Origin of the sequence: Variovorax sp. CCNWLW186 (genome assembly GCF_037203865.1) — a bacterium.
In the GTDB taxonomy this organism is placed as follows: domain Bacteria; phylum Pseudomonadota; class Gammaproteobacteria; order Burkholderiales; family Burkholderiaceae_C; genus Variovorax.
On the sequence record NZ_JBBCBO010000016.1, the window covers coordinates 1 to 14443 of the forward strand.

Annotated in this window: 18 protein-coding genes; 15 read left to right on the plus strand and 3 right to left on the minus strand. The window is 65.5% G+C overall.

The window, feature by feature from the left end:
• Positions 1–160: 160 nt before the first annotated feature.
• Positions 161–1639: an NAD-dependent succinate-semialdehyde dehydrogenase gene (locus V9K97_RS18555; protein WP_337319996.1), complete on the plus strand. Its 1479-nt coding sequence runs from the start codon at positions 161–163 to the stop codon at positions 1637–1639.
• A gap of 67 nt (positions 1640–1706) precedes the next feature.
• Here the strand turns inward: V9K97_RS18555 and V9K97_RS18560 are convergent, their stop codons facing one another.
• The gene (locus tag V9K97_RS18560; RefSeq protein ID WP_443303659.1) at positions 1707–2441 is read right to left on the minus strand and encodes a M48 family metalloprotease; all 735 of its coding nucleotides are present in this window, start codon (positions 2439–2441) and stop codon (positions 1707–1709) included.
• A gap of 272 nt (positions 2442–2713) precedes the next feature.
• On the opposite strand from V9K97_RS18560, the gene V9K97_RS18565 reads away from it, so the two are divergent.
• The 9 genes from V9K97_RS18565 (at position 2714) to V9K97_RS18605 (ending at position 8964) form a co-directional block, all read left to right on the plus strand.
• A complete protein-coding gene (locus V9K97_RS18565) occupies positions 2714–3121 on the plus strand; it encodes a hypothetical protein (RefSeq protein WP_258504249.1) in 408 nt (135 codons plus the stop codon).
• Positions 3122–3263: 142 nt separating this feature from the next.
• Positions 3264–3608 (plus strand): hypothetical protein, encoded by a 345-nt coding sequence (locus tag V9K97_RS18570; protein ID WP_337319877.1) that lies wholly within the window; start codon positions 3264–3266, stop codon positions 3606–3608.
• Positions 3605–5029: a TolC family protein gene (locus V9K97_RS18575; protein WP_337319879.1), complete on the plus strand. Its 1425-nt coding sequence runs from the start codon at positions 3605–3607 to the stop codon at positions 5027–5029. Before V9K97_RS18570 ends, V9K97_RS18575 begins: the two co-directional genes overlap by 4 nt.
• 30 nt (positions 5030–5059) lie before the next feature.
• Positions 5060–6484, plus strand: coding sequence for a multicopper oxidase family protein (locus V9K97_RS18580; RefSeq protein ID WP_337319881.1), 1425 nt, complete (start codon positions 5060–5062; stop codon positions 6482–6484).
• Between the two features lie 20 nt (positions 6485–6504).
• Positions 6505–6996, plus strand: a complete 492-nt coding sequence (locus V9K97_RS18585; RefSeq protein WP_337298045.1) for a cupredoxin domain-containing protein — start codon at positions 6505–6507, stop codon at positions 6994–6996.
• A gap of 20 nt (positions 6997–7016) precedes the next feature.
• Positions 7017–7310 (plus strand): copper-binding protein, encoded by a 294-nt coding sequence (locus V9K97_RS18590; protein ID WP_337298046.1) that lies wholly within the window; start codon positions 7017–7019, stop codon positions 7308–7310.
• 117 nt (positions 7311–7427) lie between these two features.
• Positions 7428–7586 (plus strand): hypothetical protein, encoded by a 159-nt coding sequence (locus tag V9K97_RS27305; RefSeq protein ID WP_443303663.1) that lies wholly within the window; start codon positions 7428–7430, stop codon positions 7584–7586.
• 287 nt (positions 7587–7873) lie between these two features.
• On the plus strand, positions 7874–8119 hold the full coding sequence (locus V9K97_RS18600) for a DUF378 domain-containing protein (RefSeq protein ID WP_258504255.1): 246 nt from the start codon (positions 7874–7876) through the stop codon (positions 8117–8119).
• Positions 8116–8964 carry an alpha/beta fold hydrolase gene (locus V9K97_RS18605; protein WP_337319886.1) on the plus strand — a complete coding sequence of 283 codons (849 nt, stop codon included), beginning with the start codon at positions 8116–8118 and terminating at the stop codon, positions 8962–8964. The genes V9K97_RS18600 and V9K97_RS18605 overlap by 4 nt, the downstream gene beginning before the upstream one ends.
• A 4-nt stretch (positions 8965–8968) precedes the next feature.
• Here the strand turns inward: V9K97_RS18605 and V9K97_RS18610 are convergent, their stop codons facing one another.
• Entirely contained in the window at positions 8969–9526 is a 558-nt protein-coding gene (locus V9K97_RS18610; RefSeq protein WP_337319888.1) for a DUF4142 domain-containing protein, read from the minus strand.
• Between the two features lie 299 nt (positions 9527–9825).
• On the opposite strand from V9K97_RS18610, the gene V9K97_RS18615 reads away from it, so the two are divergent.
• On the plus strand, positions 9826–10098 hold the full coding sequence (locus V9K97_RS18615; RefSeq protein WP_337319890.1) for a hypothetical protein: 273 nt from the start codon (positions 9826–9828) through the stop codon (positions 10096–10098).
• On the plus strand, positions 10095–10820 hold the full coding sequence (locus V9K97_RS18620) for an alpha/beta hydrolase family protein (RefSeq protein ID WP_337319892.1): 726 nt from the start codon (positions 10095–10097) through the stop codon (positions 10818–10820). The genes V9K97_RS18615 and V9K97_RS18620 overlap by 4 nt, the downstream gene beginning before the upstream one ends.
• A gap of 3 nt (positions 10821–10823) precedes the next feature.
• Here V9K97_RS18620 and V9K97_RS18625 read toward each other — a convergent pair whose 3' ends face one another.
• Positions 10824–11030, minus strand: a complete 207-nt coding sequence (locus V9K97_RS18625) for a hypothetical protein (protein ID WP_337319894.1) — start codon at positions 11028–11030, stop codon at positions 10824–10826.
• Positions 11031–11264: 234 nt separating this feature from the next.
• Here V9K97_RS18625 and V9K97_RS18630 point away from each other — a divergent pair, with 234 nt between their 5' ends.
• The 3 genes from V9K97_RS18630 to V9K97_RS18640 all read left to right on the plus strand — a co-directional run bounded on the left by V9K97_RS18630 (position 11265) and on the right by V9K97_RS18640 (position 14428).
• Positions 11265–12182 (plus strand): manganese catalase family protein, encoded by a 918-nt coding sequence (locus V9K97_RS18630; RefSeq protein ID WP_258504264.1) that lies wholly within the window; start codon positions 11265–11267, stop codon positions 12180–12182.
• A 38-nt stretch (positions 12183–12220) separates the two neighbouring features.
• Positions 12221–13147: an NAD(P)/FAD-dependent oxidoreductase gene (locus V9K97_RS18635; protein WP_337319897.1), complete on the plus strand. Its 927-nt coding sequence runs from the start codon at positions 12221–12223 to the stop codon at positions 13145–13147.
• Between the two features lie 99 nt (positions 13148–13246).
• The gene (locus V9K97_RS18640; RefSeq protein ID WP_258504266.1) at positions 13247–14428 is read left to right on the plus strand and encodes a zinc-dependent alcohol dehydrogenase; all 1182 of its coding nucleotides are present in this window, start codon (positions 13247–13249) and stop codon (positions 14426–14428) included.
• Positions 14429–14443: the final 15 nt, after the last annotated feature.

A 14443-nucleotide genomic window follows, 5' to 3' on the forward strand; every position in this document is an offset into this window, starting at 1 on the left:
CCCGTCGATGGGGTGCCTTGCGCAGCGAAATAAAGGAGGAGGCCGCAGGCCGGGGGACATTCGCGGAGCAAGGTACCTCGTCGGCGGGTGCGCACCCTGAACAGCAGCGTCACCAAACAAGCCCCTCAACCAAACAGAATCGCAAACAAAACTCGAGACCATCGACATGAAAACATCTCCCCTTGCATTGCTGAACGACCCGACCCTCCTGAAGACAGATGCGCTGATCGCCGGCGAATGGATTCGGGGCAAGAGCCGCTTCGATGTGAACGACCCGGCCACCGGACAGAAGCTGGTCGATGTTGCCAATCTCATGCGGGCGGACGCTGCCCTGGCCATTGCCGCGGCCAACAAGGCGCTTGCTGCCTGGCGCGGCAAGACGGGCAAGGAGCGCAGCATCGTGCTGCGCAAGTGGTTCGACCTGCTGGTTGCCAATACCGAAGACCTGGGCCGCCTGATGACCGCGGAGCAAGGCAAACCCTTTGCCGAGGCCAAGGGAGAGGTGGCCTACGGCGCGAGTTTCATTGAGTGGTTTGCGGAGGAGGCCAAGCGCGTCAACGGCGAGGTGCTGCCGCAGTTCGACAACAACCGGCGCTTGCTGGTCATGAAGCAGGCCATTGGTGTGTGCGCTGCCATCACGCCTTGGAATTTTCCACTGGCCATGATCACGCGCAAGGTCGCACCGGCATTGGCCGCGGGCTGCACGGTCGTCATCAAGCCGGCGGAGCTCACGCCGCTTACCGCACTGGCCGCGGCCGAGCTGGCGGTGCGCGCGGGCATTCCGACCGGCGTGCTCAATGTGCTTACGGCAGACAGCCAGAACAGCATCGCCATCGGGAAGGAACTTTGCGAGAGCGACATCGTGCGGCACCTGAGCTTCACCGGCTCCACCGAGGTCGGCCGCATCCTCATGAGCCAGTGTGCGCCCACGGTGAAGAAGCTCTCGCTCGAGCTTGGCGGCAATGCGCCCTTTCTGGTGTTCGACGATGCCGATGTCGACTCCGCGGTCGAGGGTGCCATGGCCAGCAAGTACCGCAATGCCGGCCAGACCTGCGTGTGCGCGAACCGGCTGTATGTGCAAGATGGCATCTACGACAGCTTCGTCGAGAAGTTCGCGGCCAAGGTCAAGGCGCTGAAGGTGGGCAACGGCTTTGACGAGGGCGTGGTGCAGGGGCCGCTTATCGAGGATGCGGCCGTTGAAAAAGTGCAGCGACACGTCGACGACGCGGTGGCCAAGGGCGGCAAGCTGCTGGCGGGCGGCCACAAGATCGAGGGGCAGTTCTTCGAGCCGACGGTCATTGCCGAGGCCACGCCGGACATGCTGTGTGCGAAGGAAGAAACCTTTGGCCCCTTTGCGCCGGTGTTTCGCTTCAAGACCGAGCAGGACGCCATCGATGCCGCCAACAACACCGAGTTCGGCTTGGCGAGCTACTTCTATACGCGCGACGTGGGGCGCATCTTTCGCGTGGCGGAGGCGCTGGAGTACGGCATGGTCGGCATCAATGCCGGCGTGATCGCCACGGAGCACGTGCCCTTCGGCGGCGTGAAGCAGTCAGGCCTGGGGCGCGAAGGTTCCCACCATGGCATGGACGACTACGTCGAGATCAAGTATCTCTGCCTGGGCGACATCCAGAAATAAGAGAGAGAAGTAGGCCCAGGCGACCGGCTACGCGCGCAGGCGGCGCGTGCCGGTCGGGAGGCCGGCCTTACTTGGCCTTGGTGTCGAGGCGCTTCTGCATTGCTGCAGCGCGCTCGCTCGACGGCGGGTGCGAGCTCAGGATCGAGCTGCCCGAACTGCCGCTGCTGAGCGCGGCGAGTTTCTGGAAGCTGCTCACCAGGCCCTTGCGCTCCAGCTTGCGTTCCGTCAGCAGGTCGAACGAGTAGTTGTCGGCCGCGCTCTCTTGCGTTTGGGAGAACTGGGCGTTGATGAACTTCTCGCCGAGGTCGCCCGCTTGCGATTGCGACAGCTGGCCCACGACACCACCGGCGGCGCTGGCAAGGCCGCGGACAGCCGAGGCTGCGTACGCGGTTTGCATGCGCGACTTGGAATGGCCCAGTGCCACGTGGCCGATTTCATGGCCGATGACGCCGCGCAGCTCGTCGTCGTTCATCAGGTCCATCAGCCCGCTGTACACGCGGATGCAGCCGTTGGCCATGGCCCAGGCGTTCACGTCCTTGGTGAGGTAGACCTTGTAGTTGGCCGTCTTGCCGTTCACGCTGGTGGGCATGGCGCGCACCACCTGGTTCAGCCGCGTGGTGTAGCGGCTGTTGGCGGGTGCGACTTCGTTCTTCTGGTCCATTGCGGCGCAAGACTGGTCGGACATCGTTGCAATGTCCGCGTCGGTCAGCGACATGGCCTTGTAGGCCGAGCCGCCGACTTGCGCGAGAGCGCCGGTGTCTGCGCCCTTCATGGCTCCGCAGCCCGCGAGGGCGGCAGCCATGATGACGGAGACGGCGATTGGTAGTTTGAGATGGTGCATTGGAGCTCCCCTTCTTATGAATATTAAAAGTCAGTGCATCAAGCTGGCCGCGCTCCAGCACCCGACTTTGCATCGGTGCGCTGCGCGTCAGCGGGCGCCATCATAGGTGAGCAAAAGCGACTGGAGCCATTGCTTTTTAACTGCGTCGCTTCTTGTAATTCTTTCGTTGGACGGCTGTGGACTAATTCCCGCATCGGTCTTGTTGCTGTTCTCCCGGCCGATACAATTCCCGCATGTATCGGGTCCGCCTGTTCGTTCTTTGGGTCATGATGATCGCCGTGCCGTTCCAGGGGTACGCGGCGGTAGCCATGGCCTTTTGCACACCGGAGCACGGCGGTAGCCATGCGGCTGCAACGGCCTCGGCCGAACACTCGCACGGCGGCAATGGGCATGCGGACCATCACGCCAAGGCCCAAGACAAAGCAAAGCAATCCGCGGATGACAGCGCCGGCAACACCGCCAGCGCCGAGCCCGACGCAATGCACAAGTGCGGCACCTGCGGCGCATGCCACGGCACCGCCCTGATCAGCACGCCGCAATTCGCGGTACTCCACGGCCTGCCTCGCGCAGACCTGGTGGAGCCTCCCCTCGCGATGGCCACGCTCGAGCCTCGCGTTCTCGACAAACCTCCTCGCGCCTAACGCGTTCGCGTTTGTGCATGCGCGCCTGTGACCTGGTCACGGGCCGCCGCTGCCCTGCCGCGAACGCTCATGCATCGCTGCGCCGCGCCCGTTCCCGGGCCGCATTGGCGCACTCCGTTCATGAACACGTTGCGAGGACTCCATGTTCCATCCATTGCCGGCCCGTTGGCTGGCTGTATTTCCCGCCATGGCGGCGGTGGCTGCCATGGCGCAGCCCGCGCCCGGCGCAGCGCCGGAAGCGGCGCCCGCCGCGCTGACCTACAGGTCCGCGCTCGAGGGCTACCGGCCTTTCACTGACGAAAAGCCCATTCCGTGGAAGGAGGCCAACGAGACCGTGCGCCAGCGCGGCGGTTGGCAGGCCTATGCCAAGGAGGCGGCGGGCGGCAATTCGGCAGGGGCCGAACAACCGGCCAAGGGCAAGACGGAAGACCCTGCCGCGCACCGGGGCCACACGATGCCTATGCCGCCCAAGGAGCAGCAGCCATGAAGCCCGCTCTTCGCCTGGGCGCCGCTGCATTCGCGGCCACGCTGCTGGCAGGCTGCGCCTCGGTCGGTATCGACGATGCGCTGCAGGACACGAACACCAGCGCCCGGCAGTTCACAGGCGGCAAGCTCGAACTCAGCCGCACGCAAGAGCAGCGGGACCGCCGTTTGGCGCTCACGCAGGAGCTGCTCTCCAAGCCGCTGTCGCAGACCGATGCGGTGCAGCTCGCTCTGGCCAACAGCCCCTCTGTGCAGGCCCTGGTCGCGCAGAGCTGGGGCGACATTGCCGCGGCCAACCAGTCGAGCCGGTTGCCGAATCCGGTCTTCACCTTCGAGCGCATGCGCCTGAACAGCGAACTCGAGCTTGGCCGGCTGCTGTCGTTCGGGCTGGTGGATCTCATCCTGCTGCCGCAGCGCCTGTCCATCTCGCGGAGCCAGGCCAGCCAGGCCAAGTTGCAGCTCACCGGCGCCGTGGTCGACCAGGTCACGCAGGTCAGGCAGGCCTGGGTTCGCGCCGTGGCGGCGCAGCAGACGCTGCACTATGCCGAACAGGTGAACCGCTCGGCCCAGGCCAGCGCGGAGCTTGCGCGCCGCATGCAGCAGATCGGCAACTTCAGCAAACTGCAGCGCGCGCGCCAGCAGGTCTTCTATGCCGATGCGACCACGCAGCTGGCTTCGGCGCAGCACGCCGCCACGGCCGCGCGCGAGGAACTGGTTCGCGCGCTGGGCCTCGACGATGCACAGGCCGCCAGGCTGGCCCTGCCGGAACGTTTGCCCGATTTGCCCAAGACGCCGCGCGAGGCGAAGGAAGTGGCCAGCACGGCGGCCGAGCAGCGTCTCGACGTGCAGCTCGCGCGTGCGCAGCTCGACGTGGCGGGCAAGTCGCAGGGCATCAACCTGCTGTCGACCTTCGTCGACGTGGAGGTGGGCGGCCGGCGCGACACGATCTTCGACAACGCCGAGGGCACCCGGAGCACGCGGCGCGGCTTCGAGCTCGACATGCGGTTGCCGCTGTTCGACTGGGGCTCGGCCCGGCGCGATGCGTTGAACGCGCAATCGCTGGCCGCGGCCAACCGCTATGACGCCACGGTGCGCGGCGCCTCGTCGCAGTTGCGAGAGGGCTACTCGGCCTATCGCACGGCCTTCGACATCGCGCGGCACTACCGCGACGAGATCGTTCCGCTGCGGCAGGCGATGGCCGACGAAAACGTGCTTCGCTACAACGGCATGCTGATCGGCGTGTTCGAACTGCTGGCAGAAGCGCGCGACCAGGTTGCCAGCGTCACCAACGCCATCAACGCCCAGCAGCAGTTCTGGCTGGCCGACGCCGCCCTGGCGGCCTCGGTCATCGGAAAGCCCGTCGCCATGGGCGCCCCCGCAGCCGGTTCGGGCGGCGAGGCCGCCGCTGCAAGTGCCGCCCACTGAGCGCGCACGCTCATCAACCCATTGAACGACATGACCAACAGACGCAACTTTCTGGGTGGCGCGGGTGCCATCACCGGCGCCCTGGCCGCGGCGAGCGTGAGCAAGGTGGCAATGGCCGCCTTGCCGGAGCCCGTGACCCGCACCACGCCCGACACCATGCCGCCGCTCGCGCCTTCGAGCGGGCGGCCCTACAACCCCGTGGTCACGCTCAACGGCTGGACCCTGCCCTGGCGCATGAACAACGGCGTGAAGGAGTTCCATCTCGTGGCCGAGCCCGTGGTGCGCGAAATGGCGCCCGGCTTCAAGGCCAACCTGTGGGGCTACAACGGCCAATCGCCCGGCCCGACCATCGAAGTGGTCGAAGGCGACAGGGTGCGGATCTTCGTGACCAACAAGCTGCCCGAGCACACCAGCGTGCATTGGCACGGCCAGCGCCTGCCCAACGGCATGGACGGCGTCTCGGGCCTGACGCAGCCGCCGATCCGTCCGGGCAAGACCTTCGTCTACGAATTTGTCGCGCGCCGCCCCGGCACCTTCATGTACCACCCGCATGCGGACGAGATGACGCAGATGGCCATGGGCATGATGGGCTTCTGGGTGACGCACCCGAAGGCCGAGCATCCGCTGATCGAGAAGGTCGACCGCGACTTCGTGTTCTTGCTCAACGCCTACGACGTGGAGCCCGGCAGCGCGACGCCCAAGATCATGACGATGCTGGACTTCAACCTGTGGTCCTGGAACAGCCGCATCTTTCCCGGTATCGACTCGCTCAACGTGCGGCTCAACGACAAGGTGCGCATCCGCATCGGCAACCTGACGATGACCAACCACCCGATGCACCTGCACGGGCACGAGTTTCTCGTCACAGGCACCGACGGCGGCCCCACCCCCAGGAGCACGCGCCAGTACGAGGTGACCACCGATGTGGCGGTCGGCCAGATGCGGCAGATCGAGTTCCTGGCCGACGAGGAGGGCGACTGGGCCTTTCATTGCCACAAGAGCCATCACACCATGAACGCGATGGGCCACGACGTGCCCACGATGATCGGCCTGGACCACAAGGACGTGGCCAGGCAGATCACCAACCTTGTGCCCGACTACATGGTGATGGGTGAGCGCGGCATGGCCGACATGGCCGAGATGGAGATGCCGATTCCCGACAACACGGCGCCCATGATGACGGGCCAGGGCCCCTTCGGTTCCGTCGAGATGGGCGGCATGTTCAGCGTGGTGAAGGTGCGCAAGAACCAGAAGCCGGGCGACTACAGCAATCCCGGCTGGTTCAAGCATCCCAAGGGCACGGTGGCCTACGAGCTGGACGGCCCGCCGCCCGAGCCTGCGCGCCAGCGCGGCGCAGGCGCGGCCGCCATGCCCGCGCGGAACATGCCGGCCAGCAACATCGAAGTGCAGGTCCGCAAGCCGGGCAAGGCCAGTTCCGGCCATGCCGGGCATTGATTTTTATCGAAAGGAAAACCATGAAACACACGCTTCGCCATATCGTTCTCGCCGCCTTCTCCACGTTGGTGGCCGCAGGCGCCTCGGCCGCCGGCAACCATGCCGGCGGCCATGGGCACGATGCCGATGCCGCCATTGGCAAACCCGGCATTGCCGCCAAGGCCACGCGCACCGTCAACGTCGACATGACCGACTCGATGCGCTTCACGCCGGCCGACATCACTGTGAAGCAGGGCGAGACCGTGCGCTTTGTCGTCAAGAACTCCGGACAGCTGAAGCACGAGCTCGTGCTCGGAACCGAGCAGGAACTCAAGGAGCACTACGAAGCCATGAAGAAGAACCCCGAAATGGAGCATGCCGATCCGAACATGGTGACGCTGGCCGCGGGCAAGACCGGCGAGATCGTCTGGCAGTTCACCAAGGCCGGCAAGGTCGATTTCGGCTGCCTGCAGCCGGGCCACTACGACGCTGGAATGAAGGGCGCCGTGAAGGTTGCCAAGGCCGCCAGGTAGACGAGGAAAGGAGAACCCAGATGCCGAACATTCGTATCGCACTCGCAGCCTTCGTTGCCGCGCTTTCATTCACTGGCGCAGCGGCCGCGGCGGAACTTGCCGACGGTGAGATCCGCAAGGTGGACAAGGACAACAAGAAAATCACCATCAAGCACGGCCCGCTGACGGACCTGGACATGCCCGGCATGACCATGGTTTTCGGCGTCAAGGAAGACGCCTTGCTCGACAAGGTGAAGACCGGCGAGAAGGTGCGCTTCCAGGCCGAGAAGATCGACGGCAAGTTCGTCGTGACCGCAATCGAACCCGCGCAGTGAACGGCGGTTCAACCGGCCATTGAGCGGCACGCTGCCGCGCACTCCCGGCATGCCTTGGCGCATGCCTGGCAGTGCCCGGCCTTGTGTTTGGCGCATTCTTCGCCGCAGGCCTGGCAGATGTCCGAGCACAGGGCGCAGATGGACTTGGCATGTTCGCTGCCGCGCGCCATCGCGGCGGCGGCAAACTGGCAGGCGGCCGCGCAGTCGATGTCCAGCGCGATGCACCTGGCCATCATGGCGACATCGCTTTCCTTCAGGCAAGAGGCCGCGCAGTGATTGCACGCCGTGGCGCAGCCGTTGCACGCTTCAATGCATGCGGCATAGGTTTCATGTGGCATTGCTGACTCCTTCGAGCGTTCCAGAAAATGCTCTTCCCCCGATCGGTTGCATGTGTAGGAAGACGGCCCACCGGCTCGTGAGGCGGCGGCGATGCATGCCGCCTCCGCGGCGTGCAACTGCTGGCGGCGCCGACGCTCTCACCGGCGGTTTTCCTACGCGGCGGCCCACTGCGCAGAAGAGCATCCCGCCTTGATTCGGTTTCTCTCAACGCAGGAGCATTTCGCATGAGCACTACCCTTCGCAACGACGCGGCACTCGCCAAACACTCTCTCGGCATCGCGGACTGGATCGCGCTGGTCCTGATGATCGTCGGGGCCATCAACTGGGGCCTTGTCGGCGCATTCAATTTCGATCTGGTCGCCGCCATCTTCGGCGAGATGTCGATGGCCAGCCGCATCGTCTATGTGCTGGTTGGACTGGCGGGCCTCTACGGCCTGACCATGCCGATGCGCCTGGTGCCGCGCAGTTGATCCGCCATCAGCGCGTTGCCGCGAACGGCATCGGCTTTCACCTGGCGACCTGCGGGCCGGAAGATGGGCCCGCGGTGGTCTTGCTGCACGGCTTTCCGGAGTTCTGGTACGGCTGGCGGCACCAGATGGAGCCGCTTGCCGATGTTGGCCTGCGCGTGATCGTGCCCGACCAGCGCGGGTATGGCGAATCGGACAAGCCCGGCGGCATCGGCGCCTATGCGCTCGATAAGCTGGCCGACGACGTATGCGGCATATGCAGCCAGCTGGGGCACGAGCGCTTTGCGGTCGTGGGGCATGACTGGGGCGGCATCGTTGCATGGCATCTCGCCGCACGGGAGCCGGCGCGGCTGAGCCGCCTTGCGATCCTGAACGCGCCGCATCCGGCCACGTTGGCAAGCTATGCGCTCACCCATCCGCTGCAGGCCGTGCGCAGCGCCTACGTCGGGTTCTTCCAGATGCCGTGGCTGCCCGAGATGGCGCTGAGCGTCAACGACCATGCGCTGCTCGCACTGGCGCTCACCGGTCGAAGCCCGCCCGGTACCTTCGACGAGGCGGCGCTGGTCAGGTACCGCGAGGCGTGGTCGCGGGAGGGCGCACTCAGCGCCATGCTCAACTGGTACAGGGCAATGCCGCTCGCGCGGCCCGAGGGCCGGCGCATCGAGATTCCCGTGAAGGTTCTGTGGGGCGATGAAGATCCGGCGCTATCGAGCGGCCTGGCCGAAGCGGGCGCGGCATTCTGTGACACGTGCGAAGTGGTGCACCTGCCGCGCGCCACGCACTGGCTGCACCACGAGATGCCCGAAGAAGTGAATGCGTCGCTGGTTGCGTTCCTTGCCGAGACCTGAACGATCAGCGCATTGCTGAGCCGAGCGACAACGATTGGGCCGCGTCCAGATGCGAGCGCAGGGCTGGCAAGGTCTTGCTCGCCCAGGCCCGCAGCTCGGGGTCGCGAAGCTCGCGGCTTGCGCGCTCGAAGAGCGCAATGTCCCCCTGGTGGTCTTCGATGCCCACGATGCGGATGTACATGCGGTCGAACTCGCTGCCCGAGGCCGACGCCAGGCGGTCCAGCTTCGTGCGCTTGTCGCGCGGGAGCACGCCGGGCAACCGCATTCCACGGGCGCGCACCAGGTCCATGAGTTCGTTGTTGGCACGCGTGTGATGGTCGACGAGCATCTGCGCATAGCTCCGCACCTGCGGGCTCGCGGCGCGGTACATGGCCAGGCGCGATGCCTGCACCTCGTAGCGTCCGTTGGCTGCCGCCGCGGTCACGAACTGGGGGTCTTGAAGGCTGCTCGCGCGGACAGTGGCCGGTGCCGAGCCTGGGTCTGGCGGAGCCGTGCATCCACCCGCGAGTGCGGCAAGGCAAACAAGCATCAGGGCACGCGGGTGCGTTTCGAGCGTATTCAATGGTTCTCCTTGCAGCCCGGCAATCGCGGGCCTTCGCCTCGGCGAGACGAGGCCAATCTAAGTCCTGTGCGCGGGCCGCCGTGTCGGACGCTACCTGCATCTGTAGCCTGCCAACAACTTGCGATCGCCGCATCGGTAAGCCTTTCCGTTGCCATTGCACCGAGAACCGGCGCCTCTTCATCAACGCCGCAACTCATCAATTCCGGCGCGTGTAAAGTGACATCCCGTGAAATTTTTCACACGAAGTAAGCAGTGCCTGGAGCGGCATTGCGTTGGATCGGCAGAGCACAGGGGCAGCGATGGAGCTCATTCCGCAAGGGCGCTACTTTCACAAGGGATGGGAGATCGCCTTCTTCTCCGAAAAGGCGGCGAGCGGAGGCCAGAGCGCCGGCGTGGCCGAAGTGCGCAAGGAAGGCGAGCTTCGCTGTTCGCTGCTTTCCACAGGCATTTTCGAAAGCCGGAACAAGCTGTTCGAAAACCTCAAGGTACGCGGCATCCGGTGGATCGACGAGCACGAAGCCAGGAGAGATGTTGTCGCCTATTGGGAGGGATCGGAGGGACCCGGCTCATGAGCAAAGACCTTGGCTCGTTGCCGCCCGAAGTCTTGCAGAACCGCGTCGCGCAGAAGCCCGCGGTGCTTCTAGTGCCCGGATGGGACGACAGCAAGCACGAGCAGTACGACCGCATCAGCGCCGCGCTGGAAGAGCAGGGCTGGCTCATGCGCCGCGTCGAGTTTCCGGGGGACCGAAGCCAGGACGGCCCGCGCAAGGAAATGAACCGCGACCAGCACCTGAAAGAACTCGTTGCGGCATACGACGGCCTGGTGGCGCAGCAGGTGGTCGAGGGGAGGGCCGTCGCGTTCATCGGCTTCAGCTATGGCGGCTATCTTGGCGCGCTCCTGAGCGCCCAAAGGCCGCTGCAGTGGATGGCGCTGCGCTCACCCGCGCTGTACCGCGACGAGGACTGGTTCGTTCCCAAGGAAGAGCTGGACAAGGACGAGCTCGACCACTACCGCCGCAGCGTTCGAAGCCCCGAAGACAACGCGGCGCTTGCCGCGTGCGAGGCCTTCTCCGGAGACGTCCTGCTGATCGAATCCGAAGACGACGAAACGGTGCCTCATCCGGTGGTCAAGAGCTACAAGGCGTCGTTCAGGAATGCGAGGTCCTTCGACTACCGCCTTCTCGAAGGGGCGGACCACGAACTGTCGAGCAAGGCGGCGCAGAGCCGGTTCATCGATGAGCTGTTGCGCTGGATGAACCAGGTCACCGGCGGCACCGCCGCTGCGCTACCGTAAGCGTCAAGACTTCCGGCGCTTCAGGAAACCCGGCGCGTTCTCGCCCTTGCCGGGCTGCGCCTCGTCGTCGGCCGTGTCTCTTGCCTCTTCCGGCGCGGTCGATTCATCCAGCTCGAGGTCGTTTGCGCGTACCTCGGCCTCGAGCGGCAGCTTGCCCGGCGTGAGAGGCGCGGATTCCGCCGGCGTGGCGGACGGTTGCTTCCGATTCATGACTGGTGCTCCTGCTGTTTCGGCAGCGCCCATCCTCCTGCAGTTCGAGCGGCGGCAGGTCGGACGGAAAGTGCACGCGGTGCAGGCGCCGTCCTGCGCAAGAGTGCAGCCGGAATCAACCTACAGCAGTGTGGCGCGCATGCCGAGTCCGAAGCGCATGGGAGTCTGCAACATGAAAAACGGTCTTCGTTCTTTTCCGTTCTTTCAATCCTCTTTGCTTAAGGAGCCCCACGCATGTTCTCTCACAACAAGCGACTGCAATACACCGTGCGCGTCAGCGAGACCAATCCAGGCCTTGCCAATCTCATGCTCGAACAGTTCGGCGGCCCGCAGGGCGAGCTCGCTGCCGCCTGCCGCTATTTCACGCAGGCCGTGGGCGAGGACGACCCGGGCCGCAAGGACATGCTGTTCGACATTGCCACTGAAGAGTTGAGCCACCTGGAAGTCATCGGCACCATCGTCGCCATGCTCAACAAGGGGGCCAAGGGCCGCCTGGCCGAAGGAGTGGATGCCGAGGCCGAAGCTTTCCGCAGCATCACAGGTGCGGGCAACGATAGCCACATCACACAGGTGCTCTATGGCGGCGGCCCTGCGCTGGTCAACTCGGCGGGCGTACCGTGGACCGCCGCCTACATCGACACCATCGGCGAGCCCACGGCTGACTTGCGCTCCAACATCGCGGCGGAGGCGCGCGCCAAGATCGTGTACGAGCGGCTCATCAACCTGACGGACGATCCCGGCGTGAAGGAGGCGCTGGGCTTTCTGATGACGCGCGAGATCGCGCACCAGAAGTCGTTCGAGAAGGCGCTCTACGCAATCCAGCCCAACTTTCCGCCGGGCAAGCTGCCCGGCATGCCTGAGTTCACGAAGGTCTACTTCGACATGTCCAAGGGCGGCGAGGTGCGCGGGCCCTGGAACCAGGGCGAAAAATGGGAGTTCGTCAGCAAGCCCGAAGAGCAGATGGCGGTGGACGGCGGCTCCGGCGAACCGACCGTGCAGCTCACCGCCGAAGACCAGGCAGCGGTGGAAGCCATGGCCACTCGCACGGCTTCAGACCCGACCAGCAACCCGCCCACGGGCGCGGAGCTGGGCATGTCGGACGACGCCATCCTCGACGAGCTGGCAACCGAACTGGGCAAGCCGAAGGTCTGACCGCAAGGCCGCAGCCAGCGCGCAACGCGAGCTTCATCGTGCAGGCCCGGTCCGAACCCGTCGCCGATACGGTCGTTGTCGGCGGTGGTCCGGCCGGGCTCATGGCGGCGATCTACCTGGCCCGCTTCCGCCGCTCGGTGGTGCTCGTCGATGCGGGCCAAAGCCGGGTCGAGAAGATTCCGCGCTCGCACAACTATCCCGGCTTTGCCGACGGAATCTCGGGTGCAAAGGTGCGCGACATGCTGCGTGCGCAGTTGCGCAGCTATCCGGTCCGCATCGTCGAAACCTTTGTCGAGCGGGCAGAGCGCACGCCGGACGGCTTTCGCCTGGCAACCCAGGAGGGACCCATCGCGGGCAGGCGGCTGCTGCTTGCCACCGGCGTGACGGACATTCCACCCGCGATGCCGCACGTGCGCGCCGCCCTGGACGCCGGCGTGCTGCGCTACTGCCCAGTATGCGATGCCTATGAGGTGATCGGCAAGGCTGTCGGCGTGTATGCCAACGGCCCGGCCGGCGTGGCGGAAGCGATCTACCTGCGTCACTTCAGCGTCGACATCACGCTGTTCATGGCGCAGGGCGGACCCGGCCTTGCTGCGGAAGAGCGGCGCCGCCTGGCTGACGCCGGCATCCGCTGGAACGATGCACCGGTCGAATCCATACGAAGGAACGGCGAACGCGTCGAGCTGACGCATGCAGGCACCCACACGCTGTGCGACACGCTCTACTGCGCGCTCGGCCTGACTGTGCACTCGCAGATTGCAGTGGCGCTAGGCGCATCGGTCGACGACACGGGGTACGTCCAGGTCGATGCGCACCACGCGACGACCGTGCCCGGCTTGTATGCGGCGGGCGATGTGTCCAGCGGCCTCAACCAGATTGCTGTGGCCATGGGCGGCGCGGCCATTGCGGCTTCGGCCATTCACCGTGAACTCGGACCCGACTGGCCGGCGCGTGCCGGCACTTGACGCAATGTGGGCGCTGTCCGACGAGTCCTGTGGGTCTCTGCTTGCGCGGCGTACTCACCCGGCGCAGATGCTGGCGCCGTATTCAAGAAGGAGCAACCGATGCTGGCAATGAACTACCGCGGCCCCTACCGGATTCGCGCGGTGCACAAGCCCGAGCCCGAGATCGAACACCCCGGCGACGCCATCGTGCGGGTGACGCGCTCATGCATTTGCGGGTCCGATCTGCACCTGTACCACGGCCTGGTGCCCGACACGCGCATCGGCTCCACCTTCGGGCATGAGTTCACGGGCGTGGTCGAGGAGGTGGGCTCGGCGGTGCAGCACCTGAAGCCGGGCGACCACGTGCTGGTGCCTTTCAACATCTTCTGCGGCAGCTGCTACTTCTGCCAGAAGGAGCTCTACAGCAACTGCCATTCGACCAACCCGGAGGCCACGGCGGTGGGCGGCATTTTCGGCTACTCGCACACGGCGGGCGGCTACGACGGAGGGCAGGCCGAATACGTGCGCGTGCCTATGGCGGACGTGGGGCCCACGGTGATTCCGGCCGACATAGACCTGGACGATGCCGTGCTGCTGACCGACGCACTGCCCACCGGCTACCAGGCCGCCGAAATGGGCGACATTCGCGAAGGCGACACGGTGGTGATCTTCGGCGCGGGGCCGGTCGGCATCTTCGCGGCCAAGTCGGCCTGGCTGCTGGGCGCGGGCCGCGTGATCGTGGTGGACCATGTCGACTACAGGCTGGAGTTCGTGCGCTCGTATGCGCAGTGCGAGGTGATCGACTTCAAGCAGGTGGGCGACATGGCGATCCACATCAAGAAGATGACCGACGGCCTTGGTGCCGATGTGTGCATCGATTGTGTGGGCTGCGAGGCGGCGGGCAACTTTGCGCAGACGCTGCTGGGCGTCAAGCTCAAGCTGCAGGGCGGTGCGGCCACGGTGCTGCACTGGTGCATCAATTCGGTTCGCAAGGGCGGAACCGTATCGATCGTCGGCGTGTACGGGCCCACCTTCAACGCGGTGCCCATCGGCAATGCGGTGAACAAGGGGCTCACGCTGCGCATGAACCAGGCCAGCGTGAAGCGGCACCTGCCGCGCCTTATCGAACACATCCAGGCTGGCCGGCTGGAGCCGCGCCGCGTGATCTCGCACCGCATCGACCTGCGAGACGTGGCCGATGCGTATCACATCTTCTCGAGCAAGCTCGACAACTGCATCAAGACCGTGCTGGTGCCGCCAGGCATGGTGCGCGAAACCACCACCGCCGCCGCGAGCCTTTGATCGACTGGAGCGCAC

Coding starts and splice junctions, on each gene's coding strand:
- V9K97_RS18560 (WP_443303659.1), bottom strand. CDS start 2,441: ATGGCTGCCGCCCTCGCGGGCTGCGGAGCCATGAAGGGCGCAGACACC.
- V9K97_RS18565 (WP_258504249.1), top strand. CDS start 2,714: ATGTATCGGGTCCGCCTGTTCGTTCTTTGGGTCATGATGATCGCCGTG.
- V9K97_RS18570 (WP_337319877.1), top strand. CDS start 3,264: ATGTTCCATCCATTGCCGGCCCGTTGGCTGGCTGTATTTCCCGCCATG.
- V9K97_RS18575 (WP_337319879.1), top strand. CDS start 3,605: ATGAAGCCCGCTCTTCGCCTGGGCGCCGCTGCATTCGCGGCCACGCTG.
- V9K97_RS18580 (WP_337319881.1), top strand. CDS start 5,060: ATGACCAACAGACGCAACTTTCTGGGTGGCGCGGGTGCCATCACCGGC.
- V9K97_RS18585 (WP_337298045.1), top strand. CDS start 6,505: ATGAAACACACGCTTCGCCATATCGTTCTCGCCGCCTTCTCCACGTTG.
- V9K97_RS18590 (WP_337298046.1), top strand. CDS start 7,017: ATGCCGAACATTCGTATCGCACTCGCAGCCTTCGTTGCCGCGCTTTCA.
- V9K97_RS27305 (WP_443303663.1), top strand. CDS start 7,428: ATGTCCGAGCACAGGGCGCAGATGGACTTGGCATGTTCGCTGCCGCGC.
- V9K97_RS18600 (WP_258504255.1), top strand. CDS start 7,874: ATGAGCACTACCCTTCGCAACGACGCGGCACTCGCCAAACACTCTCTC.
- V9K97_RS18615 (WP_337319890.1), top strand. CDS start 9,826: ATGGAGCTCATTCCGCAAGGGCGCTACTTTCACAAGGGATGGGAGATC.
- V9K97_RS18620 (WP_337319892.1), top strand. CDS start 10,095: ATGAGCAAAGACCTTGGCTCGTTGCCGCCCGAAGTCTTGCAGAACCGC.
- V9K97_RS18625 (WP_337319894.1), bottom strand. CDS start 11,030: ATGAATCGGAAGCAACCGTCCGCCACGCCGGCGGAATCCGCGCCTCTC.
- V9K97_RS18630 (WP_258504264.1), top strand. CDS start 11,265: ATGTTCTCTCACAACAAGCGACTGCAATACACCGTGCGCGTCAGCGAG.
- V9K97_RS18640 (WP_258504266.1), top strand. CDS start 13,247: ATGCTGGCAATGAACTACCGCGGCCCCTACCGGATTCGCGCGGTGCAC.